Source organism: Streptomyces spectabilis, assembly GCF_008704795.1.
Classification (GTDB): domain Bacteria; phylum Actinomycetota; class Actinomycetes; order Streptomycetales; family Streptomycetaceae; genus Streptomyces; species Streptomyces spectabilis.
Window position 1 is genome coordinate 9,378,473 of record NZ_CP023690.1, and the last position, 17,746, is coordinate 9,396,218.

Sequence of the window (17,746 nt, forward strand, 5' to 3'; positions counted from 1 at the left end):
GGTGATGGGAGAGATGATGCGGGAGTCGGCGAACGGTCCGGGCGGCGTGGGCGAGACCGGCGGCGGCCCGGACGGCGACTGGTCGACCCGGCACTCCGTGGTGCGCAGCGCGCGGCGCGCCGCCGCGCTCGTCAACGTCCTCGGCGGGACACCGGACGCGGCACCGGACGCCGCGGCGGTCCGGGCGGTGCTGCGCGAGTACGGCGAGGACGACCCGCTCGACCTGTCCGCCGAGGACGTACGGGCGATGCGCGCCGCCGCCGCGTCCCTGCGCGAGGTCTTCGCCGCGCCCGACGTGGACACCGCCGCCCACCGCCTGAACCGCATCCTCGCCGAGAGCTGCGGCCCGGTCCGCCTCACCGCGCACGGCGGCGGCGCGCCGTGGCACCCGCACCTGGACAGCGACGACGAGGCGCCCTGGGCGGAGTGGCTCCTCGCCTCGTCGTGCATGGCCCTGACCGTGCTCGTGTGGGACCGTCAGCGCCCTCCGGGCGGCCTGTGCGCCTCGCCGCGCTGCGCGAACGTGTACCTCGCGGTCGGCGGGGGCGCGGCACGGCGCTACTGCTCGCGCCGCTGCGCCACCCGGGAGCGCGTGGCGAACCACCGCAAGGCGAAGGAAGCCTAGCCCTCGTAACCGGCGTAGTCGTTCCAGCCCGGTGACTGAGTGATCTGCTTCCACGTGGGCCGCGGGGCTTCCGTCCGCAGCATCAGGAGCTCGCCGGGCAGGCTGAACGGCGGGGCCTTGCGCGGCTCGGCGAGGGCCTGGGCGACGATCACGTCGTGGAGGACCGCGGCCGCGTGCAGCCGGGGGAGCGCGGCGTGCACGCGGTCGGCGTACCCGGGCGGCAGCTGACCGGCATGGCCCGCGATGTCCGTCCGCGCCCCCGCGGACACCAGTGCGATCTCGGGCCGCTTGCGCGAGGCGATGCCCTCGGACGTGTGCAGGGCGATCGCGTCCCAGACGACCTCCACCCGCTCCGACGGCACCCCCTGCCGGGTGAGGAACTCGGCGGCCAGGTCCGCGCCGTCGACCTCGAACCGCTGCTCGCCGTTGCCTTCCTCGGTGAGGCCGAGGTCGTGCAGCACGCATCCGAGAAAGAGCAGCTCGTCGTCGTAGTCGCGCCCGGGAACCACCCCGCGCCGCTCGCCGACGCAACGGCCGTACAGGTACGTGCGAATGCTGTGGTGGAACATCGCCGGCGTCTCGATGCCCCGCGTGTACCGCAGCGCCTCCCGCGCCACCTCACTCTCGGGAAGGCCGAACTCCCCCCATGCGGTGTCGCCCGAATCCGCTGTCTTCACTGCTTGTGTGTTCTCTCGCGTCATGCGGGAAATTCTTCAGCGGTTCAGCGATGTCAGCAATGACGAAAAGCCCACCTATGCTGCCATGCGCTCAACGGCTTCCCCGGGAAGGGAGGCAGGGCAGGGCCGGTGGGCGCATGACCGAGCCCCTCCGCGCACGGCCACGCGCGGAGGGGCTCGGTCTGTCCCGACTATGAAGGAATCACACCATTTCCGGCTGCGGTTCCGGGTGCAGGGACGGGGTGGGCTTCGGGGCCGAGCGTTTGGTGGTGCGTACGTAGCCGTAGATCACGGAGGTCATCGCGAGCAGGAGGAGCGGTCCGAATATCCACGGGTACGTCGCCATGTCCACGGCCAGGTACCGGTAGGACACCAGGAGCGCGGCGAAGACCGCCGCCCCGTGGGCGACCAGCTGGATGGCGGACCGGTCCCAGCCGAGGGCCAGGGAACGCACGGCCACTTCGACCGTGAGCGCGAAGACCACGCCGGCGATGAGGTCCACGCCGTAGTGGTAACCGAAGCCCAGCGTCGCGGAGAGCGTGGCGACCAGCCAGAACGTGCCCGCGTAGCGCAGCGCTCGCGGGCCCTTGCGGGAGTGGATGAAGATGATCGTGGCCCACGCGGTGTGCAGGCTGGGCATGCAGTTGCGCGGGGTGATCCCGTCGTACGTCATCGGGCCCGGCGTCATGCCCGGCAGCGTGTCCGGCCAGATGTTGGCCACCGCCCACTGCTCGCCGCCGGTGCCGAAGGCGCCCGTGCCGTAGGCGAAGACCGGCCCGACCACCGGGAAGATCATGTAGATGCTCGGCCCGAGCAGGCCGATCACCAGGAACGTGCGCACCAGGTGGTGGCGGGGGAAGCGGCGCTCGCCCGCCACGTTCCGCAGCTGGTACGCGGCGACGACGACCGCGGCCACCGCGAGCTGCACATAGACGAAGTCGAGGAAGTGCTCGCCGAACGGACCGGCCGCCCTGACGATCCGGCCCGCCAGCCACGACGGATTGCCGAGCGCGTGATCGGCGGTCGCCACGTACTGGTCGAGCACCGTCGGCCGGGTCTTCGACGTGATGAGCAGCCAGGCGTCACCGGTCTTGCGGCCGGCCACGAGCAGCAGGCCGAGACCGACGCCCTTCAGGAGCAGCATCCGCTCCTTGCCGGTGCGGCGCGTGACGGCGATGACCGCGTAGCCCAGAACCACCCACAGCGCGCCGTTGCCGAACGTCAGCTTCTCGCCGAGCGCCCACCGGACCAGAAAGAAGGGAATGTCGATCGCGACCGCGATGCCGAGCGCGACGAACCTTTCCCGCCAGGTGAGCACCACCATCATCAAGGCCATGCCCGCATAGAGCAGCGGCCCCGAAGCGGGCGGGAGAATCACCTCCTGCACCTGGTTGGTGATCGGCCCCGGCAGCCCGTAGCGGCGCGCGGCGATCTCAAGCACGATGAGGAATCCAAGGGTCACCACACCCGCGGTGGCCCACAGGATCACCCGTGGTTGGCGCAGCGTGGCGAATGAAATTCTGCAGTTAATTCGCGAGAGCAGCCGCGATGCTTTGGATATCAATTGTCTGGCCGATTTGTTAGACGTTAGCTAAACGGTGAGCCCGGTGTCCTTGACGGCACGGGTTCGCGGTCGGGGGCGGGCAGGAGGTGGTCGTGAGTCGGATCATGCTATCGGAGCGGCGCGAGTGGGTTTCGCTGGTCACGGGCTGTAAGAAGGCGAGTCGATCCTGTGCTCGAAGAGTCCGACGCGTAGGGGGCATGAATCTCTCGACGCCTTACGGACGTTGAGGGTTCCATGGGTTGGCCGCGGGTCTCAACCGTGGGCGCGTAGGGGTGAACTGGTCGCCCGTGGGAGGACGTTGACGCCCCCCGAGTCGCTGAATGTCACGTTCAGTTTCCGCTCGGCTACGGAATGGGCGCGAGGGTCACGATCAACTCGGGGGAGGCGTCACTGCCCGGCGGTCTGCGGGGCCTCAGTCCGCAGGGCCGCCGATCCGTGCGAACAGGGGGCGTGCCGTCGGGATGCGGCCGTCGGTCTCCGTCAGCTGGGCCGCGACGCGGGCCGCCGCGTCCGGGACGAAGGGGGCGAGCTGGTCGCAGAGCGCACGGCAGGCGCGGAGGAGGGCGGCCAGGACCGCGTCGAGATCGGCGCCCGCCTGCTCGTCGCCGGCGCGCTCGGCCTTGGCCAGCTCCCAGGGGCGCGTCGCGTCGACGCAGCGGTTGGCCTCCTCCACGATCCGCCACACCGCCGCCGTCGCCCGTCGGAAGTCGAAGTCCGCCAGGGCCGCGTCGACCTCCTCCTGTACGTGGCGACAAGCCGAGTCGAGCCGCTCCGTGCCCGCGACGGCGCCCCGCGTACGGGTGATGCGGCCGTCGCGGAAGCGGTGCGCCATGGTCACGACCCGGTTGACGAGGTTCCCGAGACCCCCGGCGAAGTCGGCGTCGGCCCGCGCGACGAGCCGCTCCCGGGTGAAGTCCGCGTCCCCGACCCGGGGCACGTCCCGCAGCAGCCACCAGCGGACCGCGTCCGTGCCGTAGGCGTCAGCCAGCTCCGCCGGGTCGACGGTCGTGCCGCTGGACTTGCTGATCTTGCGCCCGTCGACGGTGAGGTAGTCGTGGACGAGGACGTCCGTGGGCAGCGGAAGGCCGGCCGACAGGAGCATGGCGGGCCAGTAGACGGCGTGGAAGCGCACGACGCCCTTGCCGACGAGGTGGACGCGGCGGGTGCTCCCCTCCCACCAGCGGGCGTACGCGGGATCGCCGGTGCCGTGGCCGAGGCTGGTGACGTAGTTGCCGAGGGCGTCCCACCAGACGTACACGACCTGGCTGGGGTCGTCCGGGACGGGGATGCCCCAGCCCCGGGCGCGGGTGTGCGAGCGGGAGACGGAGAAGTCGTGCAGGCCGCCGTCGATGAGGGCGAGCACCTCGTTGCGGCGGGCGGCGGGCTCGACGCGCAGCTCGCCGGAGGTGATCAGTTCGCGCAGCCGGTCCGCGTACCGGGACAGACGGAAGAACCAGTTCTCCTCCGCGACGGGCTGCGGTGCGGTGCCGTGCTCGGCGCAGCGTCCCTCGACGAGTTCGGCCGGGGTGTAGAACTGCTCGCAGCCGACGCAGTACAGGCCCTCGTAGTGCTTGCGGTACAGATCCCCGGACGCCGCGCACTGGCGCCACAGCCGCTCCACGCCCACGCGGTGGCGCGGGTCGCGGCTGGTCCGGATGAAGTCGTCGAAGGAGAGGGCGAGCGGTGCCCGGAGCGCCGAGAAGGCCTCCGCGTTGCGGTCGACGAGGTCCCGCACGGGCACGCCCTCGGCCTCGGCGGCCAGGACGTTCTTCAGGGAGTTGTCGTCCGTCCCGCTCAGGAGCCGGACCTCGTCGCCGCGATGGCGCCGGTGGCGGGCGAGGACGTCCGCCTGGACGACTTCGAGGGCGAAGCCCAGATGCGGGCGGGCGTTGACGTACGGGATCGTCGTCGTGACGTACGTACGGGGTGTGGTCATCGGAACCTCCAGTGGGGGAGGCGGGGCTCCGAAGCCGGAAACGGAACGAGGCCCCGACTCGGGGCCTCGGAAACGCGAACGTCCGGTATCAGCAGCCCCGTTGGCGGGGCATCATCGCGCAGCTGCACTCGGACGTGATCATGGTGGGGATGCTAGCAGCCGTGCGGGGAACGAGGGCGGGGAATTTTCGGCGCGGTGGCTTCGGCGCCGGACCATCGCGTCGCGTACCTGCCAGACCTCGGGTGGGACCCCTGCTGGACTGATGCCCGCGATCAGCCCCTCACCAGGACGGACCCATGCCTTCCGCCAGCACCGCCTCAGCCATGCCCGCCCCCGAAGAGCCCGCTGTGGACGCCCGGCCCCCGCTCATCCGCCGGCTCGCCGTCGCCTCTGTGGCGATGGGGATCTTCGCCATCGTCACGGTGGAGATCCTGCCCATCGGCCTGCTGCCCGCCATCGGCCACGACTTCCGGGTCACGGACGGCACGGCCGGGCTGATGATGACCATGCCCGGTCTGCTGGCGGCCCTTTCCGCGCCCGTCGTGACCATGGCGACCGCGCGCGTGGACCGGCGCACGATGATGGGCGCCTTCATGCTGCTGCTCGCCGCCGCGAGCGCACTCGCGGCGGCCGCGCCCGCCTACTGGCTCGTGCTCGTCTCGCGCGTCGCCGTGGGCGTCACCATCGGCGGCTTCTGGTCGATAGCGGCCGGTCTTGCCGAGCGCCTCGTGCCCCGGGAGTCGGTGGGCCGGGCGAAGGCGGTCATCTTCTCGGCCGTTCCGCTGGGTTCGGTGCTCGGCGTGCCCCTCGGCACCTTCGTCGGGGACGTCGCCGGATGGCGGACCGCCTTCGCCGCCATGGGGGTCCTGACCCTGGCCGTATGGGTGGCGATGCTGGTCCTTCTGCCTCCGCTGCCGCCCGCCGAAGCCGTTCACCCGACGGCCCTGCGCGGACTGCTGCGGCGCTCCGGGACGCGGCTCGCGCTGCTCATGACCTTCCTCGTCGTCCTCGCGCATTTCGGTGCGTATACGTACGTAGCACCCTTCCTGGGCGAGGTGACGCAGGTGGGTCCGGGCCTCGTGACCCTGTTCCTGCTGGTGTACGGCGCGGCCGGGGTGATCGGGAACTTCGTCGGCGGGGCGGTGGCGGCCCGTCGGCCGCGCGCCGCCTTCGCCGTCGCGGCGGGACTGATCGCCCTGGCCACGCTGCTGTTGCCGGTCGTCGGGCGGTGGGCGGGCGGCGCGGTGGCGCTGCTCGTCGTCTGGGGAGTCGCGTACGGAGCCGTGCCGGTGTGCTCGCAGACCTGGTTCGCCGTCGCGGCGCCCGGTGCGCCGGAGGCGGCCTCGGTCCTCTTCACCGCCTCCTTCCAGGCGACCTTCTCCCTGGGTGCGCTGGCCGGTGGCGCCGTGGTGGACCGGGCGTCGGCGGCCGCGGTGATGGTCTGCGGCGGTCTGGTCGCCGCGACGGCGGTCCTGCTCGCGTGGGGCGCCGGACGGGCAGGCGGTCCGGCGCCCACCGTGGCCGGTGGGCGCCGGAGCCGATGACGGCCGGGGTCAGACCGCGGCTTCGAGCGCCTCGAACTGGGCGTCGGTCAGGGTGATCCCGGCAGCCGCGGTGTTCTGCTCCAGGTGCGCCACCCGGGACGTGCCCGGGATGGGGAGCACCACGGGGGAGCGGCGCAGCAGCCAGGCGAGCGCCAGCTGCGAGGGAGTGGCGCCCTGCTCCTTCGCGGCGGCGTCGAGCGGCCCGCCCGGGCGCGCGAGCTCGCCGGTGGCCATCGGGTACCACGGGATGAACGCGATGTTCTCGCGCTCGGCGTACTCCAGGACGTCCTCGGAGGCGCGGTCGGCCAGGTTGTACTTGTTCTGCACGGAGGCGATCTCCGTGATCTCGCGGGCCTGGGCGAGCTGCTCGACGGTCACCTCGGACAGACCGATGTGACGGACCTTGCCCTCCTCCTTGAGCCGGGCGAGCGCACCCAACTGGTCGGCGAGCGGCACCTGCTCGTCGATGCGGTGCAGCTGGAGCAGGTCGATGCGCTCCACGCCGAGGTGGCGCAGGCTCAGCTCGGCCTGCTGGCGCAGATACTCGGGGCGGCCCAGCGGCTGCCACTCGTCCGGGCCCGGGCGGCTGAAGCCGGCCTTGGTCGCGATGACCACGTCGTCGGCGTACGGGTGCAGCGCCTCCTTGATGAGGACCTCGTTGACGAACGGGCCGTAGGCGTCAGCGGTGTCGATGAGGGTCACACCGAGCTCGACGGCACGGCGCAGTACGCGGACGGCCTCGTCCCGGTCCTTGGGCTCGCCCCAGGCGCCGGGGCCGGTCAGCTGCATGGCGCCGTAGCCGAGGCGGTGGACGGGCAGGTCACCGCCCAGGGCGAACGTGCCCGAGGCGGCGGCGGGACGCGAGGTGTTCGGGGTGCTCATGGGGAGCGGTCCTTTCACAGCGTACGGATCGCGACATATGGATCACAACGTACGAACGACACGGTATGAGTGACACGAGGTGTGTGACACCGAACCTATGCGCAAGAAGGCGTGAAGGGCGCCTTCGGCCGGGCACCGGCAGTCCGTCGGCCGGTGCCCGGCCGCGGCTCCCGTGCAGGTGGGGCGTCACGTCGGACAGGACAGGACACGGACAGGACGGGGCAGGCCGCCACCCGCCGGACTCAGCCCTCCAGCCGCTTCAGGAGCTCGGCGGCCACCCCGGCGGAGGACGCAGGGTTCTGACCCGTGATCAGATTGCGGTCCACGACCACGTACGGGGCCCAGGGCTCGCCCTCCTCGAAGGCGGCGCCCGCCTCGACGAGCCGGTCCTGGAGCAGCCAGGCGGCCCTGTCCGCCAGACCGGCCTGGGTCTCCTCGGCGTTGGTGAAGCCGGTGAGGCGGTAGCCGGCGAAGGCGTTGGTGCCGTCGGCCGCGGTGGCGGCGAGCAGCGCCGCCGTGGCGTGGCACACCGTGGCGAGCGGCTTGCCCGACTGCAGCGCGAGGGTCAGCAGCCTGCCGGAGGCGGCGTGGACCGCCAGGTCCTCCATGGGGCCGTGACCGCCGGGGTAGAAGACGGCGGCGTAGGCGTCCAGGTCCACGCCGTCGAGCGGGACGGGGGAGTTGAGTTCGGTGAAGGCGGCAAGGGCGGCGGCGGTCTCCGCGGCGCCCTCCTCGCCGCCGTTCACCTCCGGCGCGAGGCTGGCGCGGTCCACGGGCGGTACGACGCCGCCCGGCGTGGCGACCACGATCTCGTGGCCCGCGGCCTTGAGGGCCGCGTAGGGCGTCACCGCCTCCTCGGCCCAGAAGCCCGTCGGGTGCGGGGTGCCGTCGGCGAGGGTCCAGTGCGCGGCGCCGGTCATCACGAAAAGAATCTTCGACATGCCCCGAAGGTAGGCCGACCGAGCCATAGGTATCCAATAGGGAAGCAAGTCGCTGCCATTGGACATCCGATGGCTGGGAGGGAATAGCCAACGCCGGACCGATGCGTGGTCCGCGTGCCTGTTCATCCCCTGTTCACAGGGAAATAGAGCGCCGCGACCCGGGGTTGGAGGCACATGCGTCGACGGCACGGGGTCGCGGCGCGTCTGGCCCTGGAGGACCTCATGAAGATCGGCATCATCGGCGCGGGCAACATCGGCGGGAACCTCACCCGCCGTCTGACCACGCTCGGCCACGACGTGTCCGTGGCGAACTCCCGCGGCCCGCACACGCTCACCGCTCTCGCCGAGGAGACCGGCGCCACGCCCGTCACCGTGGCCGAGGCGGCGCGCGGTGCGGAGGTCGTCGTCGTGACGGTCCCGCTCAAGAACGTCCCGGACCTGCCGTCCGGCCTGTTCGACGGGGCGGCCGAGGGCTTCGCCGTGATCGACACCGGCAACTACTACCCGGGCCGCGACGGAAAGATCGAGGCCATCGAGAACGGCCTGACCGAGAGCCGCTGGACCGAGCAGCACATCGGCCACCCGGTCATCAAGGCCTTCAACGGCACGTACGCCGAGGACATCCTCGACAAGCCGCTGCCCGCGGGCGACCCCGGCCGCATCGCGCTGCCCGTGGCCGGGGACGACGAGTCGGCGAAGGCCACCGTCCGCGACCTCATCGACGCCCTCGGCTTCGACACCGTCGACGCGGGCGGCATCGACGAGTCCTGGCGCCAGCAGCCCGACACCCCGGTGTACGGCCTGCGGGCGGGCACGGCGGAGGTCACGAAGGCCCTGGCGGAGGCGAGCCCGGAACGGCCCGAGACCTTCCGGGCGTAGGAGGCGGCGCCGCCGTTCGGTCCGCCCCCCTTCCCGCCGAATGATCTTCGATGGGTAGATTGGCGCGATGACGGAGGGGACCAACACCACGGCGGGCTCACCGCCCGACGAGCGGCAGCAGCTGAACGGGCGCGGGGGACGGCACCGAGGCAGGAGGGGGCGGCACGCCCCACCGAAGCGCGGCGCACGGCCGGGCAGGCGCGCCGCCCCGGCCGGGAAGGGCGGCGGCCTCGCGCGCTCCTCGCTCCTGATGGCGGTGGGCACCGTCGTGTCCCGCGCGACGGGCCTCATCCGCCAGGTCCTCCAGGCGGCGGCACTGGGCACCGGACTGCTCGCCAGCACGTACAACACGGCGAACACCGTCCCGACGGGCCTGTACACGCTGCTGATCGGCGGCGCCCTCAACGCCGTGCTCGTGCCGCAGCTGGTCCGCGCCCGGACCACCCACCCCGACGGCGGCCGGGCCTACGAGCAGCGCCTGGTCACGCTCGTGCTGTGCGTGCTCGCCGTGGGCACGGCCCTCGCGGTGTGGGCGGCTCCCGAGATCGTCGGCCTGTACATGCGCGACACCCCGGACAACCACGAGGCGTTCGAACTCACCGTCGTCTTCGCGCGGTTCCTGCTCCCGCAGATCTTCTTCTACGGGATGTTCGGGATGCTGGGGCAGGTCCTCAACGCCCGGGAGAAGTTCGGCGCGATGATGTGGACGCCCGTCCTCAACAACATCGTCCTGATCGGCATGTTCGGCGCCTATCTGGGCCTCATGACGGCGCCGGACCACGTCGGGGACATCACCGCGAGCCAGGTCCGCCTCCTCGGCGCCGGCACCACCTGCGGCATCGCCCTCCAGGCCCTCGCCCTGATCCCGTACGTCCGTGAGGCGGGCTTCCGCTTCCGGCCGCGGTTCGACTGGCGCGGCGCGGGCCTGCGCAAGAGCGCCCGGGCGGCCCGCTGGACCCTGTTGTTCGTCCTCGCCAACCAGGTCGCGCTCACCGTCGTCACCAACTACGCCAACGCGGCCGACCAGCAACTGCCCACCGCGGGCGCCGGGTACACGGCGTACTCGTACGCGCAGACCATCTGGCTCCTGCCGCAGTCCATCGTCACCGTCTCCCTGGTCACGGCGCTGCTCCCGCGACTGAGCACGGCGGCGGCGCAGGGCCGCACCGACGACCTGCGCGGTGAGCTGTCGCGCGCGCTGCGCCTGACCGGCGCCGTCATCGTGCCCGCCGGGTTCTTCTTCCTCGCGCTCGGCCCGCAGACCGCGACCCTCCTGTTCGGCCACGGCACGGCCGACGCCTCGTCGGCGCAGCCCCTCGGCCAGATGCTCCAGGCCTTCGGGCTCGGGCTGATCCCGTTCTCCGCCCAGTACCTGCTGCTGCGCGGCTTCTACGCCTTCGAGGACACGCGCACGCCGTTCTGGATGGCCGTGTGGATCGCCGCCGTGAACATCGCCCTGGCCACCGCCTGCCACCACCTCCTCCCGCCGCGCTGGGCCGTCGTGGGCATGGCGGGCGCGTACACGCTGTCGTACGCCGTGGGGCTGCTGCTCACCGCGCGGTTGCTGCGCAGGCGCCTCGGCGGGCGCATGGACGGCAAGCGCCTGCTCCGCACCTACGGCAAGCTCGGCCTCGCCGCCGCCCCCGCGGGTGCGCTGGCCTGGGCGGTCGCGCACGGACTCGCGGCCGATGGGGCCGCGGGCACCCTGCGGACCGCGCTCGCGCTGACCACCGGCGCGGCCGCGATGGCCCTCGGCTATCTGCTGCTCGCGCGGCTGCTGCGGGTCGGTGAGCTGAGGCTGCGGCTGCGCTGACGCCCTGGCTGGCCGGAAATCGATGCTCGAATGTCCGTGCGGTCGAGTCAGGCAAGGTGCCCCCGCCCTGCGTCCTGCCAGGTGTGACTGGCGCTGATCCTTCCTTCGGCAAGCGGCCCCAGGCCGAGAGAGACCCGACCGAGCAGACCAAGGCTGAGCAAAACGTGACTGAAGACAGCAGTGAGGAGCCCACGAAGGCCGACGGCGGGACGGGCAGACCCGAGCGCCTGCCGGCCAAGGAGACCTGGAGCGTGCTCTACCGGCACTTCCGGCCGCACCGCGGCGTGGTGGCGCTGGGCGCGCTGTTCACGCTCATCGGCGCGGCCACCGGTCTCGCCCAGCCCGTGGCCATCGAGGAACTGGTCAACCGGCTGTCCGACGACGAGTCCATCGCCTCGATCCTGATCCTGCTGACCGGACTCCTCGTCATCGGCACCGCCGTCGAGTCCGTCGGCAGCTACATCCTGGAACGCACCGCCCAGTCCGTCGTCCTGGACTCCCGGCGCTCCCTGATACGCCGTCTGCTGCGGCTGAAGGTCAGCGAGATCGAGCGCGTGCAGCCCGGTGACCTGATGTCCCGCGTCACCTCGGACACGACGCTGCTCCAGGCCGTCACCACGCAGTCGGTGGTGTCGGCGTTCTCCGGCGCCCTCACCGTCATCGCGACCATCGTGATGATGGCCTTCATGGACGCGGTGCTCCTCGGCGTCACCCTCGGCGTGATCGTCCTCTTCGGCGGTGCCACCGCCCTCGTCATGCCGCAGATCTCCAAGGCGACCGAGCGCTCCCAGGAAGCCGTCGGCAAGATCTCGACCGCCCTGGAGCGCGCCTTCGGTGCCTTTCGCACCCTGAAGGCATCCGGGGCCGAGCGGCGCGAGACGGCCACCGTGGAGGAGGCCGCCCACGAGGCGTGGCGGTACGGCGTGAAGTCCGCCAAGTGGCAGGCGGTGGCGTGGAGCTCCATGGGCTTCGCCATCCAGGTGTCGTTCCTCGCGGTGCTCGGCGTCGGCGGCGCGCGCGTCGCCTCCGAGGCGATCTCGGTGGCCACCCTGGTGGCGTTCCTGATGCTGCTCTTCTACTTGATCGACCCGGTGAGCAGGCTCGTCGACGCGGTCACCCAGTACCAGGTGGGCTCCGCCGCCGTCGCCCGCATCGTGCGGGCCGAGCGCATGGAGACCGAGGAGCTCGACGAGCCCTCGCCGCGCGCGGCCGGGGCGGAGCACACTCCCGCGGCGGTGGCCTTCGACGACGTCACCTTCCGCTACCAGGCCGAGCTGCCCCTGGTCCACCACGGCGTGAGCTTCATCGTCCCGAGCCCCGGCATGACCGCCTTCGTCGGCCCGTCCGGCGCGGGCAAGACCACCGTGTTCGGACTCGTCGAGCGGTTCTACGAGGCCACCGGCGGCCGCGTCCTCGTCGACGGGAAGGACGTACGGGACTGGCCGCTCGCCGATCTGCGCGCCGCCATCGGCTATGTCGAGCAGGACGCACCCGTCCTCGCGGGCACCCTGCGCGAGAACCTCGTGTTCGCCGCCCCGGACGCCACCGAGGACGACCTCCGTGACGTGCTGGTGCGGTCCCGGCTCGACGCCCTCGTCGAGCGGCTGCCCGACGGCCTCGACACGGTCGTCGGCCACCGCGGCTCCAAGCTCTCCGGCGGTGAGCGCCAGCGCGTGGCCATCGCCCGCGCCCTGCTGCGCAGGCCTCGGCTGCTGCTCCTGGACGAGGCCACCTCGCAGCTCGACGCGGTCAACGAACTCGCGCTGCGCGACGTCGTGGCCGAGGTGTCCCGGGAGGTGACGGTCCTGGTCGTCGCGCACCGCCTGTCGACGGTGACGCTCGCCGACCAGATCGTCGTCATGGACGCGGGCCGGGTCCGCGCGACGGGCACGCACGAGGAACTCGTGACGGAGGACCCGCTGTACGGCGAGCTGGCGGCGACGCAGTTCCTGGCGACCGCGTCCTGACGCGCGGACCGCGGCGGCGCCGGGACCGGAGGCGGCGGCGTGATCGCGATCGGGCGGGCGGCGTGGGGAAAGCCCGCGCGGGAGCCCGGCGCCGTGATCTACCGTGAGGTCATGACCAAGGTCACCTTCGATCGTCACGTATCCGAAATCATCACGCAGGCAGACCTGTTGAGGACCCAGGTCAAGGACGCGGACCTGGCGGTGCCGGTGCGGACCTGCCCCGGCTGGAGCCTCGGCGACCTGTTGCGGCACGTGGGCGGCGCGCACCGCTGGGCCGAGGCCGTGGTCCGCACCCGGGCGAGCGGCCCGGTGCCCCACGACGAGGTCGACGACGTCGCCGGGGACGACGCGGCCGACGCCGCCGCGCTCGCGGACCGGGTGGCCGGGGGCGCGGCGCGCCTCGCGGGCACCCTGCGCGAGGCGGGACCGGACGCCCCGGTGTGGACGCCCGCGCCCGGCGGCACCCCGGAGTTCTGGGCGCGCCGCATGCTGTTCGAGACGGTCCTGCACCGGGCGGACGCGGCCGTCGCCGTCGGCGGCCCGTACACCCTGGCGACGGACGTCGCGCTGATCGGCGTGGGTGAATGGATGGAGTTCACCGTGCTGCCGCAGGTCTATGAGTCCGAGGAGCGGCTGCGCGCCCTGCTCGGCCCCGGCCGCACGGTCCACTTCCACGCCACCGACGCCGACGCCGAGTCCGACGACGCCGGGGAGTGGTTCGTCGACCTCACCGGCGACGCCATCACCACCCGGCGCGCGCACGAGAAGGCCGCGGTCGCGGTCCGCGGCCCGGCCTCCGCGCTGCTCCTGTCCCTCTACCAGCGCGAGTCGGTCCTCGCCGAAGGCCCCGAGATCATCGGGGACCGGGCCCTGTACGAGCAGTGGCGGGAGACGGTGAGTCACTGGCTGCGGAAGTAGGGGGCGGGCGCGTTGATGGGCCCGAGGGCCCGCACTGGCCGGTGCCGTCCGCTCAGGACTTCGGCACCCGGTCCACCGGCAGGCCGCGCGGCTCCTTGATGCGCTTCATGATGATCTGGGAGTTGACCTCGGTGACCCCGTCCAGGGTCGTGAGGCGTTCGATCCACAGGCGTTCGTAGGCGGCCAGGTCGGCGACCGCGATGCGCAGCAGGCACCCGGGGCTGCCGAAGAGGCGGTACGCCTCGATCACGTCGGGGATGTCCTGGAGCGCCGCCTCGAACGCCTCGACCGTCTCCCGGTCCCGGCGCACCTCGATGGAGACCAGGACCTCGAAGCCACGGCCGACCGCCTCCGGGTCCACGATCGCGCGGTAGCCCTGGATCACCCCGTCCTGCTCCAGCTGCCGCACCCGCCGCATGCAGGGGGAGGCGCTGAGGCCGATCCGCTGCGCCAGCTCCTGGTTGCTGAGCCGACCGTCCTTCTGGAGCTCACGCAAGATATCGAGATCAATCCGGTCCATGGCGCAATTGTGCACCAGCTCCGGCGGCATTCACGGGTTGATATCGCAATCCTATTGCGCACGGACTCGCCTATTCTTGCGGCGCGACTGTCCGTGAACCTCGGGCCGTCGGTTCGATGCGGTCGGCGCGGTGCCACGAGCGGCGCCCGGCCGCACTCCCGACTTCATGGAGAGGCAGGCCCGCGCCGATGACGCACCTGGCACCCCGGACGGCCCCGCGACGGGTCGTCGTCATCAGCACCGGTGGCACCATCGCCAGCCGCTGGCAGGGCACCGGGTACGCCGCCGACGCCTCCGGCGGCGAGGTCCTGGCCCAGGCCGCCGTGCCGGACGGCGTCACGGTCGAGGTCGTCGACCTGTTCAACGTGAACAGCTCCAGCATGACCTCCGCCCGCCAGCTCACGCTGCTGCGCGCGGTGCACGAGGCGCTCGCCGACGCCGGTGTCGCCGGTGTCGTGGTCACCCACGGCACCGACACCCTGGAGGAGTCGGCCTTCTTCGTCGACCTGCACCACGACGACCCGCGCCCGGTGGTCTTCACCGGCGCGCAGCGCCCGCTGGGCGCCGCCGACGGCGACGGTCCGGGCAATGTGTACGACGCCCTGCAAGTCGCCGCGACGGTACGGGACATGGGGGTCCTGGTCGTCTTCGACGGCACGGTGCACGCGGCGCGCGGCACCGTGAAGACCCGCACCCTGGACCCGCACCCCTTCGCCGACCCGTCCGGGCCGCTCGTGGGGCGGCTGGGCTTCGGGCGCGTGGACATCGACCGGCGCCCCGAGCGGCCCGAGGCGCTGCCCGTGCCGACGGGAACGGGCGCGCTGCCGCGCGTCGACATCGTGATGCACCACTGCGACGCCGACCCGCTGCTCCTGGACGCCGCGGTCGCGGCCGGGGCCCGGGGCATCGTGCTCGTCGCCACCGGAGCGGGCAACGCGACACCGCAGTTCGCCGAGGCCATCGCCGCCGCCGTGGACCGGGGCGTCCTGGTGGCCCTCACCACCCGGGTGCACTCGGGGCCGGTCGCCGAGATCTACACCGGCGGCGGCGCGGTCGACCTGGTCGCCGCGGGCGCGGTCCTCACCGGCACCCTGCGGGCCGGGCAGGCGCGCATCGCCGTCCTCGCCGCGCTGCTCGCGGACGCCGCGCCCCGGCAGCAGGGCGCGCTGCTCCGCCGGCTCCTGGGCACCCCGGACCTGGGCCAGGGCCAGGAATCCGCCTCGGCCGCCTGACCCGCGCCCCCGCCCCCCGGAGCCCCGCGCTCCGGGACTCCTCCCCGCACCGCCTCGCGTACTCGAAGGACCACCCCATGACCGCCCCCGCCCGGCCGACCGCCGCACCCGCATCCGACCGCCCGCTCGGCGCGGACGCTCCGCACACCCCGGCCGGGCCCCCGCGCACCCGCCGTGAGCACGACCTGCTCGGTGACCGCGACGTACCCGCCGACGCGTACTGGGGCATCCACTCGCTGCGCGCCACGGAGAACTTCCCCGTCACGGGCGTCCCGATCTCCGTGTACCCGCAGCTCGTCGACGCGCTTGCCGCCGTCAAGCAGGCCGCGGCCCGCGCCAACGAGGAACTGGGCCTGCTGCCCGCGGACAAGGCCCGCGCCATCGTGGCCGCCTGCGAGGAGATCCGGGCGGGGCACCTGCACGACCAGTTCGTCGTGGACGTCATCCAGGGCGGTGCCGGGACCTCCACGAACATGAACGTCAACGAGGTCGTCGCCAACCGCGCCCTCGAACTCCTCGGCCACGCCAAGGGGGAGTACGCGCACCTGCACCCCAATGAGGACGTCAACCTCAGCCAGTCCACCAACGACGCCTACCCGACCTCCCTGCGCATCGCGACGATCACGGCGGTGCACGGGCTGCTCCAGGCCATGGCGGTGCTCCAGGACGCGTTCGCCGCCAAGGCCGTGGAGTTCCGGGACGTTCTGAAGATGGGGCGCACCCAGCTCCAGGACGCCGTGCCCATGACCCTCGGCCAGGAGTTCTCCACGTACGCGGTCATGCTGGAGGAGGACAGGGGTCGACTGTCCGAGGCCGTCGAGCTGATGCACGAGATCAACCTCGGCGCCACCGCGATCGGCACCGGCCTCAACACCCCGCCCGGCTACGCGGAGACGGCCCGCCGCCAGCTGTGCGAGATCACCGGGCTGCCCCTGGTGACCTCCGCGAACCTGGTCGAGGCCACCCAGGACTGCGGCGCGTTCGTGCAGCTCTCCGGCGTCCTCAAGCGCATCGCGGTGAAGCTCTCCAAGACCTGCAACGACCTGCGGCTGCTCTCCTCGGGGCCGCGCGCGGGGCTCAACGAGATCAATCTGCCCCCGGTCCAGGCCGGTTCGAGCATCATGCCGGGCAAGGTGAACCCGGTGATCCCCGAGGTCGTCAACCAGGTCGCGTTCGAAGTCATCGGCAACGACCTCACCGTCACGATGGCCGCCGAGGCCGGACAGCTCCAGCTCAACGCCTTCGAGCCGGTCATCCTGCACGCCCTGGCCAAGAGCATCACGTCCCTGCGGGCGGCCTGTCTGACCCTCGCCGAGCGCTGCGTCGCGGGGCCGGACGGCGGCATCACCGCGAACACCGAAGCGCTGCGCGCCTCCGTGGAGAACTCCATCGGCCTGGTGACCGCGCTCAACCCGCACATCGGCTACACCACGGCCACCGCCATCGCCCAGGAGGCCCTGCGCACCGGCCGCGGCGTCGCCGAACTCACCCTGGAGAAGGGCCTGCTGCCCGCCGAGCGGCTGGCCGAGCTGCTCACTCCCGAACGCCTGGCGGGCGCGTCCGACCAGCGTGTCCAGTGGTCCTAGCGCTCTCGACGGTCCTAGTGCCATCGACCGAGCCCGGCCGCAACCACAGACGGAGTCCACGAGCACCGCGCTGACCTAGCGTGGCGATCATGAGCGACGCGCAGCGGGGACCGGTCGGGCCGGGAGCGGCCGCCACGGCCGCGGACCGTGCCCTCGGGGTGGTCCGCGGCTACGCGGCGCGCGACGCCGTCGCGGTGACCGGGGCCCTGGCCCGTGCCGGTGAGGCCGAACAGCGGCAGACGTACGCCGTGCTCGGCGGCCTGCTGCGGTCCACCCTCGCCATCGTCCAGCTGACGGACCGGGAGCTGCGGACCCGGGAAGTGGTGCGCCTCGCCGACGAGGTCGCCGCCGTCGCCCCGGCCGACCACGAGTTCACCGTGACGGAGGCGGTCCGCGCCTGGGCCCGCGGCGACCGGGAAGGGCTCCGGAGCGCCCACGCCGACGATCCGCTCGGCGACATCCACGTGACCGCCGTCCTCACCGTGCTCCTCGGCCTGACGCTCTGGGGCCGCGAGGCCTTCCTGGACGTCCTGACGGCCTACGAACACGTCGCGCGGACCCTGCCCGTGCCGCCCGAGGGCTGACCGTCCCTCTCCCGAACGCTCGCCGGCTGCGTCGTCGATGCCCGTCCCTGGCGGAGCCGGCGAGCACTCCTGTCGTCG

Annotated in this window: 15 protein-coding genes; 9 read left to right on the top strand and 6 right to left on the bottom strand. The window is 72.5% G+C overall.

Translation table 11 applies throughout. From position 1 onward, the window contains the following. The first annotated feature begins 13 nt into the window (after positions 1 to 13). A complete protein-coding gene (locus tag CP982_RS39775; protein ID WP_229879097.1) occupies positions 14 to 625 on the top strand; it encodes a CGNR zinc finger domain-containing protein in 612 nt (203 codons plus the stop codon). Here the strand turns inward: CP982_RS39775 and CP982_RS39780 are convergent. The 3 genes from CP982_RS39780 to CP982_RS39790 all read right to left on the bottom strand — a co-directional run bounded on the left by CP982_RS39780 (position 622) and on the right by CP982_RS39790 (position 4,802). Further along, the gene (locus CP982_RS39780) at positions 622 to 1,326 is read right to left on the bottom strand and encodes an HD domain-containing protein (protein WP_150514946.1); all 705 of its coding nucleotides are present in this window, start codon (positions 1,324 to 1,326) and stop codon (positions 622 to 624) included. The two genes, CP982_RS39775 and CP982_RS39780, sit on opposite strands and share 4 nt — an antisense overlap. Before the next feature lie 178 nt (positions 1,327 to 1,504). Then, positions 1,505 to 2,821, bottom strand: coding sequence for a phosphatase PAP2 family protein (locus CP982_RS39785; protein WP_229879099.1), 1,317 nt, complete (start codon positions 2,819 to 2,821; stop codon positions 1,505 to 1,507). A gap of 457 nt (positions 2,822 to 3,278) precedes the next feature. Continuing rightward, complete coding sequence (locus tag CP982_RS39790; RefSeq protein WP_150514947.1) at positions 3,279 to 4,802, bottom strand: methionine--tRNA ligase; 1,524 nt, start codon at positions 4,800 to 4,802, stop codon at positions 3,279 to 3,281. Positions 4,803 to 5,098: 296 nt separating this feature from the next. Between CP982_RS39790 and CP982_RS39795 the strand changes: the two genes are divergently transcribed. Beyond that, on the top strand, positions 5,099 to 6,346 hold the full coding sequence (locus CP982_RS39795; RefSeq protein WP_150514948.1) for an MFS transporter: 1,248 nt from the start codon (positions 5,099 to 5,101) through the stop codon (positions 6,344 to 6,346). 9 nt (positions 6,347 to 6,355) lie between these two features. Here the strand turns inward: CP982_RS39795 and CP982_RS39800 are convergent, their stop codons facing one another. Continuing rightward, positions 6,356 to 7,228, bottom strand: coding sequence for an aldo/keto reductase (locus CP982_RS39800; protein ID WP_150514949.1), 873 nt, complete (start codon positions 7,226 to 7,228; stop codon positions 6,356 to 6,358). A gap of 242 nt (positions 7,229 to 7,470) precedes the next feature. Further along, entirely contained in the window at positions 7,471 to 8,169 is a 699-nt protein-coding gene (locus CP982_RS39805) for a type 1 glutamine amidotransferase domain-containing protein (protein WP_150514950.1), read from the bottom strand. A gap of 222 nt (positions 8,170 to 8,391) precedes the next feature. Here CP982_RS39805 and CP982_RS39810 point away from each other — a divergent pair, with 222 nt between their 5' ends. The 4 genes from CP982_RS39810 to CP982_RS39825 all read left to right on the top strand — a co-directional run bounded on the left by CP982_RS39810 (position 8,392) and on the right by CP982_RS39825 (position 13,746). After that, the gene (locus CP982_RS39810; RefSeq protein ID WP_150515970.1) at positions 8,392 to 9,048 is read left to right on the top strand and encodes an NADPH-dependent F420 reductase; all 657 of its coding nucleotides are present in this window, start codon (positions 8,392 to 8,394) and stop codon (positions 9,046 to 9,048) included. Positions 9,049 to 9,298: 250 nt separating this feature from the next. After that, on the top strand, positions 9,299 to 10,861 hold the full coding sequence (gene murJ / locus CP982_RS39815; protein WP_229879101.1) for a murein biosynthesis integral membrane protein MurJ: 1,563 nt from the start codon (positions 9,299 to 9,301) through the stop codon (positions 10,859 to 10,861). A gap of 227 nt (positions 10,862 to 11,088) precedes the next feature. Further along, positions 11,089 to 12,828, top strand: a complete 1,740-nt coding sequence (locus tag CP982_RS39820; RefSeq protein ID WP_150515971.1) for an ABC transporter ATP-binding protein — start codon at positions 11,089 to 11,091, stop codon at positions 12,826 to 12,828. Between the two features lie 111 nt (positions 12,829 to 12,939). Next, complete coding sequence (locus CP982_RS39825; protein WP_150514952.1) at positions 12,940 to 13,746, top strand: maleylpyruvate isomerase family mycothiol-dependent enzyme; 807 nt, start codon at positions 12,940 to 12,942, stop codon at positions 13,744 to 13,746. Between the two features lie 52 nt (positions 13,747 to 13,798). On the opposite strand, the gene CP982_RS39830 is transcribed toward CP982_RS39825, so the two are convergent. Then, positions 13,799 to 14,266: an Lrp/AsnC family transcriptional regulator gene (locus CP982_RS39830; protein WP_150514953.1), complete on the bottom strand. Its 468-nt coding sequence runs from the start codon at positions 14,264 to 14,266 to the stop codon at positions 13,799 to 13,801. 188 nt (positions 14,267 to 14,454) lie between these two features. Between CP982_RS39830 and CP982_RS39835 the strand changes: the two genes are divergently transcribed. The 3 genes from CP982_RS39835 to CP982_RS39845 all read left to right on the top strand — a co-directional run bounded on the left by CP982_RS39835 (position 14,455) and on the right by CP982_RS39845 (position 17,668). Beyond that, positions 14,455 to 15,498, top strand: a complete 1,044-nt coding sequence (locus CP982_RS39835) for an asparaginase (protein ID WP_150514954.1) — start codon at positions 14,455 to 14,457, stop codon at positions 15,496 to 15,498. A gap of 77 nt (positions 15,499 to 15,575) precedes the next feature. After that, positions 15,576 to 17,084 carry an aspartate ammonia-lyase gene (aspA, locus tag CP982_RS39840; protein WP_150514955.1) on the top strand — a complete coding sequence of 503 codons (1,509 nt, stop codon included), beginning with the start codon at positions 15,576 to 15,578 and terminating at the stop codon, positions 17,082 to 17,084. Positions 17,085 to 17,173: 89 nt separating this feature from the next. Continuing rightward, complete coding sequence (locus tag CP982_RS39845) at positions 17,174 to 17,668, top strand: hypothetical protein (RefSeq protein ID WP_150514956.1); 495 nt, start codon at positions 17,174 to 17,176, stop codon at positions 17,666 to 17,668. Positions 17,669 to 17,746 lie beyond the last annotated feature (78 nt).